This window comes from Corallococcus sp. 4LFB (assembly GCF_046520365.1).
Classification (GTDB): Bacteria; Myxococcota; Myxococcia; order Myxococcales; family Myxococcaceae; genus Corallococcus; species Corallococcus caeni.
Window position 1 is genome coordinate 1 of the sequence record NZ_JBKGHJ010000462.1, and the last position, 6,645, is coordinate 6,645.

General features: G+C 71.8%; 4 protein-coding genes and 1 pseudogene. All 5 read right to left on the bottom strand.

Annotated elements, in window-relative coordinates; translation table 11 throughout:
- A partial coding sequence (locus ACLEQD_RS34010; RefSeq protein WP_410389788.1) for a hypothetical protein occupies positions 1-271 on the bottom strand: 271 nt, incomplete at its 3' end.
- 139 nt (positions 272-410) lie between these two features.
- Positions 411-713, bottom strand: a pseudogene (locus ACLEQD_RS34015) (cyclic nucleotide-binding domain-containing protein); the annotation flags it as partial.
- Between the two features lie 87 nt (positions 714-800).
- Entirely contained in the window at positions 801-3,995 is a 3,195-nt protein-coding gene (locus ACLEQD_RS34020) for an efflux RND transporter permease subunit (protein ID WP_410389782.1), read from the bottom strand.
- Positions 3,996-4,004: 9 nt separating this feature from the next.
- Entirely contained in the window at positions 4,005-5,198 is a 1,194-nt protein-coding gene (locus ACLEQD_RS34025) for an efflux RND transporter periplasmic adaptor subunit (protein ID WP_410389784.1), read from the bottom strand.
- On the bottom strand, positions 5,186-6,645 hold a 1,460-nt coding region (locus ACLEQD_RS34030), incomplete at its 5' end, for a TolC family protein (RefSeq protein ID WP_410389786.1). The genes ACLEQD_RS34025 and ACLEQD_RS34030, both read right to left, overlap by 13 nt.

Below are 6,645 nucleotides of genomic sequence, written 5' to 3' on the forward strand. Positions count from 1 at the left end.
TCCCCACGCCGTCCGCCTCACCGCCGGGCGGCAGCAGCACCACCTGGCGCGGCGTCAGGCCCTCCGGCACCGGCACGCCCTCCACCAGCACGCAGTCGAAGTCCTCGCCCTCCTCGAGCAGCGGCGAGCTCGGGCCTACCGTGCGGCGGAACACGCCGTCCGCGCCGCGCACCGTGCCTTCCGCGCGCTTCGCTCCCGCGCGCACGAGCAGCACGCGGTCCCCGAAGTCGTGGACCATCACCTCGCCACAGCTCACCAGCGTGGACAGCACCGCGGGCGCAGCTCCCACCCGGCGTGCCGTGCGGCAACGTCACCACGTCCGCGCGCGCGCGGTGCTGGCGTGACGGGCGCGCCGCCACCGCCTCCAGCGCCGCGCGGGGAAGGAAGAGGGCGTGCGACGACGCGGACTCCGCCGTCACCGTGACGGGCCATGTGCCGCGCGCGAGCGCCTCCACGCCCAGCGACATGCCGGAGCGCAGGTGCAGGAGCACCGCCCCTCCCGCCGTCACCCGCCACTCGCCCGAGCGCAGCAGGTAGATGCCGTCCACCGGCTCGCCTTCGCGGCAGATGCCCTCGCCCGGCAGGGGCTCCACGGGCCGGGCCCGCTCCAACAACCGCAGCAGGACGGACGCACGCGTGTGGCGCAGCGTCGGAGCCTGCTTCAACGTGTACAGCCACCGACGCCGCTCATCGACAGTCAGAGGAGAAGGCATGCGTCGCCCAAGGATAACCAGGACGCTCCGGCGCCGGATAGCGCGCCGGAGTGCCTGCCTGCCGTGCGGGTCCTTCGCGACGCGCGGCTACGCAGGCTGGGGTCGCGGTGGCTCCCCCTCGGGAGGGATTGACGGCGGCGGAGACGGCGGTCCGCTCTGCGAATTGCCGTGCTTGCGGTGTTTCAGGAGCTTCGTGCGAGCCCCTTCCACCAGCGCGTAGAGCACGGGGATGAAGATGAGGTTCACGAAGGTGGAGAAGAGCATGCCGCCGAAGACGGCGGTGCCCAGCGACTTGCGCGCGGAGGCGCCCGCGCCGCTGGCCAGCATCAGCGGCACCACGCCGAAGAGGAACGCGAAGGACGTCATCAGGATGGGGCGCAGGCGCGTCTCCGCCGCGTTGATGGCGGACTCCACCACGCCCTGCCCTTGAGCGCGCAGCTGCTCGCCGAACTCCACGATGAGGATGGCGTTCTTCGACGCGAGGCCCACCAGCATCACCAGGCCCACCTGGCAGAACACGTCGTTCACCAGCCCGCGCAGGTTCTGGAGCAGGAGCGCGCCCATCATCGCGACGGGCACCGCGAGCATGACGACGAAGGGCAGGGCGAAGCTCTCGTACTGCGCGGCCAGCACCAGGAACACGAACACGATGCCCAGCGCGAAGATGACGAGCACGGTGTTGCCCGCGCTCTTCTGCTCCTGGGACAGGCCCGTCCACTCGTAGGTGAAGCCGGGCGGCAGGGCCTGCTTCGCCACGTCCTCCATGGCCTGGAGCGCCTGGCCGGTGGAGACGCCGGGCGCGCCCTGGCCGTTGACGTTGGCGGCGCGGAAGAGGTTGTAGTGCGTGATGTTGGGCGCCGTGGTCATGGGCGTCACCTTCACCAGCGACTCCAGCGGCACCATGGCCCCGGTGTCCGAGCGCACGTAGAAGCTGCCGATGTCCTTCGGGTTGTCGCGGAAGGGCGTCGCGGCCTGCACGAACACGCGGTAGACGCGGTTGGCGAAGGTGAAGTCGTTCACGTACTGGCTGCCCAGGTACACCTGGAGCGTGGAGAACAGCGAGGACAGCGGCACGCCCAGGGCCTTGGCCTTCTCCCGGTCCACGTCCAGGTTGAGCTGCGGCGCGCCCGCGGTGAACGCGGAGAACACGCCGCGCAGGCGCCGCTCCTGGCTGGCCTTGCCCACCAGCGTCTGGGTGGCCTGCGCCAGCTCGTCCAGCGTGCGGCCGCCCTGCTGGTCCTCCAGCACGAACTCGAAGCCGCCCACGCTGCCCACGCCGCGGATGGCGGGCGGTTGCAGGGGCAGCACGCGCGCGCCGCCCACCTGGGACAGCGGACCGCGCAGCCGCTCCACCAGGCCGGCGACGCTCGACTCGCGCGTCGTGCGCTCCTCCCAGGGCTTCAGGTTGATGAAGAGCGAGCCGTAGTTGGCGCCCGTGCCCAGCAGCGAGAAGCCGCCCACGGTGAAGATCTGCGTGACCTCCTCCTGCTGGGCCACCAGCTTCTCCACCTGGATGAGCACGTTGCGCGTGTACTCCAGCGACGTGCCCTCCGGGCCCTGCACCGCGATGATGAGGTAGCCCTGGTCCTCGTCCGGGATGAAGCCCGTGGGCGTGGCGCGGTAGAGCAGGCCCGTGGCCACCAGGAACACGGCGAAGACGGCCACCACGACCCAGCGCAGCCTGCCCAGCATCCGGCCCAGCAGCTTCCCGTACCCGCGCCGGAGCGCGTCCAGGCCCTGGTCGAACTTGCGCGCCAGGAGGAACTTCTGGCCCTCGTTGGGGCGCAGGAGGCGCGCGCACAGCGCGGGGGACAGCGTCAGCGCGACCAGCGCGGAGAGGCTGATGGAGAACGCGATGGTGAGCGCGAACTGCCGGTAGATGGCGCCCGTGGTGCCGGGGAAGAAGGACACCGGGATGAACACCGCGGAGAGCACCAGCGCGGTGGCGACGACGACGCCCGCCACCTGCTGCATGCCCCGGTGGGTGGCCTCCTTCGCGTCCACCTTCTCGTGCTCGATGACGCGCTCCACGTTCTCGATGACGACGATGGCGTCATCCACCACCAGGCCCGTGGCCAGCGTGAGGCCGAAGAGCGTCAGCGTGTTGAGCGAGAAGCCGAACGCGTTGACGAACATGAACGTGCCCACGAGCGACACCGGCAGCGTCGTCACCGCCACCAGCACGCTGCGCCAGCCGTGCAGGAAGATGAAGATGACCAGGACGACCAGGAGGATGGCCTCCCCCAGCGCCTTGAGCACCTCCTCGATGGAGGCGCTCACCGCGGCCGTGGTGTCGAACGCCACCTGGTAGGTGAGGCCCGGCGGGAAGTTGGCGGACAGCCGCTGGAGCTCCGCCTCCACGCCCTCGCGCACGTCCAGCGCGTTGGAGCCCGGCAGCTGCGTGATGCCCAGGCCCACCGCCTCCTGGCCGTTGAAGCGCAAGAGCTGCTGGTAGCTCTCCGCGCCCAGCTTCACCTGGCCCACGTCGCGGATGCGCACCAGGGCGCCGTCCTGTCCGCGCTGGATGACGATGGCGCCGAACTCCTCCGCGGACGACAGCTGGCCCTGCACCTGGAGGGACAGCTGGTACGCCTGGTCCCGGGAGGACGGGGCCTGGCCCACCTTGCCCGCGCCCACCTGGACGTTCTGTTCCTGGAGCGCGTTGACCACGTCCTGCGCGGTGAGGCGGCGCCGGGCCAGCTCCGTGGGGTCCAGCCACAGGCGCATGGCGAAGCGGCGCTCGCCGAAGATGCGCACGTCGCCCACGCCCTTCACGCGCAGCAGCGCGTCGCGGATGAAGACGTCCGCGTAGTTGCTGATGAACTCCGTGTCGTAGCGCTTCTCCTGGTCGTAGACGCCGAAGGACACGAGCAGCTGCGTCTGCGCCTTGCGCACGGTGACGCCCAGCGCGTTCACCTGCGCGGGCAGCTGCGGCGTGGCGGTGGCCACGCGGTTCTGCACGTCCACCGCGGCCAGGTCCACGTCGCGGGACGGGTCGAAGGTGGCGGTGATGGTGGACTGGCCGTCGTTGGTGCTGGTGGAGGACAGGTAGCGCATGCCCTCCATGCCGTTGAGCTGGCGCTCCAGCACGGTGGTGACGGCGCTCTCCACCGTCTCCGCGGACGCGCCGGTATACGTGGCGGTGACCTGCACCTGCGGCAGCGCCAGCTCCGGGTACTGCTCGATGGGGAGGCTGGGGATGGAGATGGCGCCCACGAGCGTGATGAGGATGGACAGCACGCTGGAGAAGACGGGGCGCTGGATGAAGAAGTCGGTGAACATGGCAGCCCCCTACCGACCCGCGTCCGAGCCGCCGCCGATGCCCTGCGCGGGCGGCAGGGGCATGCCCTCCGTCTGCCCCTGTGCCCGCCGCGCGGGCTTCGGCTGGATGGGCATGCCGTCCCGCAGCTGCTGCACGCCGCTGATGATGACCTGGGTGCCCGCGTCCAGCCCCTTGAGGACCTCGTAGTCGTTGCCCTCCAGCAGCCCCAGCGTGACGGGCTGGCGCTTCACCACGGTGCCGGCGTCGCCTTCGCCCACCACCAGCGCGAAGGACTGGCTGCCCTGCCGCGTCACCGCGGTGGTGGGCATCTTCAAGGCGTCGCGCACGTCGTAGACGAGCTGCGCGCGCACCAGCTGGCCGGCCCGGAGGCCCACGGTGTTGGCGAAGTCGGCCTGCACCTCCACCAGCTGCGTGTTGGGGTCGGGCGTGGCGGCGACGAAGGAGGCGGGGGCGCGGACGATGGGCTCCCCGTCCTCGTTGAGCACCTCCAGCGGCGTCTGTCCCACCTTCACGCGCGCGGCCTGGTCCACCGGCACCTGCACGGACAGCTCCAGCGCGCGGCTCTGGTCCAGGATGGTGAGCGCCGTCTGCGGCGTCACGTAGTCGCCCAGCTTCACCGGGATGTCGCCCACGACGCCGTCGAAGGGGGCGCTCACGTTGAAGAAGCCCAGCTGCACCTGCTGGTTTTGAATCTGCGCCTCCGCCGCCTGGGCCTGGGCCTCGGATTGCGCGGCCTGGGCCACGGCCTGCTCGTAGTCCTGGCGGCTGACGAGTCCCTCCTTGAGGAGCTGGGCGCTGCGCTCGCGCGTCTTGCGAGCGAATTCGCGGTTGGCGATGGCGGAGGCCTTCTGGGCCTGGGTGGCGCGCAGGGTGGCCTGCTCCTGCCGTGGATCCACCACGAGCAGCACGTCTCCGGCCTTCACCTTCTGGCCGGGGTGGGCGGGGATCTTCTGGATGTAGCCGGCGACCTGCGGGACGACGGTGATGCTGGTGCGGGAGATGAGCGTGCCCACGTACTCGCGGGTGTCGCGCACCGGGCCGGGCTTCACCGCCAGCACCTGCACGGGCGTGGGCTTGCCGGCGCCCTGGCTCTGCTGGCCGGCCTGGGGTCCTCCTCCGGGGGCGTCCTTGCCGCTACTGCACCCGCCCGCCAGCGCGAGCACGAGCCCCCACGCGCCCCAACCGCCCCTCACCAATCGCATGCGGCCTCCGACAGGAATGCATCCACCAGGGCCTGGCGGAACTGGAAGTCGCGGATGACGAGCTCCAGTTCAGCCTGCCGCAGGGCCCCGGCTGACTGCACCAGTTCGAGGCTCGTTCCGGTGCCCACCTCGAAGCTGCGGCGGGTGAGCCGGTCGTTCTCTTCGGCGAGCTTGCGCTCGCGGTCCGCCAGCTCCCGCGTCGCCTGGGTCACCTGCACGGCGCGCTTCGCCTGGGTGACCTCCACGGCGATGTTGCGCTCGCGGCTGGTGACCTCCGCGCGGGCCTGCTCCAGCTGTCCGCGCGCCTGGCGCAGGCGGCCCTCGCGCGCGCCGCCGTCCCAGAAGGGCAGCACCAGGCTGGCGCCGACGTTCCAGATGGGCACCTCCGCGAAGCCCGGGTTGACGGTGAGCGCGGTGGTGGTGCTGGTGAGGCCCAGGGTGGGCGCGTACAGGCGCTTCACCTCGCCGATGGCGCGCTCGGCCACCACCTGGCGTGAGCGCGCGGCGGCGATGTCCGGGCGGTTCTCCAGGGACTCCAGCGTGCGGCAGGCCGCGTTGGCGCCCTCGAGGAACGTGTTCAGCTCCAGGCCCGGCTTGATGCCCACGGGGGACGGGGTGCCCAGGGCCAGGCCCAGGGCCTCGCGCGCCTGGCGCAGGTTCTCATCGCCGGTGACGACGTTGCGGCGTGCGGACTGCGCGTCCTGCTCCACGCGGACGACGTCCAGGCGGGTGCCGGCGCCCAGCTCGAAGCGGCGCTGGGCGAGGGCCAGCCGCTCCAGCGCGGTGCGCAGGTTGACGCGGTTGACCTCCGCCAGCCGCTCGTTGGAGGAGACGGAGACCAGGGCCTGCGCGAGGCCGCGGGTGAGCTGCCGGCGCGTCTCCGCGAGCGACAGGTCGGCGGTGCGCCGCGACTCCTTCGCGCTGCCCAGGGCGTAGAGGTTGGCCAGGTCCACCACGGGCACGTTCGCGGTGAGCACGCCGATGCCCAGCAGCTGCGTGGGCGTGAAGCCTCCGGCGCCGCTGACGCCACCGCCCACGCCGCCGCCGACGCCATCGCCCACGGCGGGGATGCTCGGGTTGAGGATGTTGTACTGGGCGGACAGCTCGCCCGCGACGGAGGGCAACAGGTTGGCGAGCGCGATGCGCCACGTGCCCGCGGCGACTTCAATCTGGCCCAGGGCCGCCTGGAGGTCGGTGGAGCGCTGGCGCAGGAGCGTGAGCGCTTCGTTCCAGGACTGGAGCTGCTGGGGCGCGGGAGGCGCGGGCGTGAGCAGCGGATCCGACACGTTCGCCTGGAAGGGCGGTGGCACCTCCGGAACGTCGTCCGGGTTGGGTGACGCGGGCTGCCGGGCACTGCGCGAGGCGGGAGCTTGCCGCGCGTTCGGAGGCGGAGCGGCTGGCGCGGCGCGCCGGGCGCCTGGCGTGGCGTCGCGCGGCCGGTGGCGCC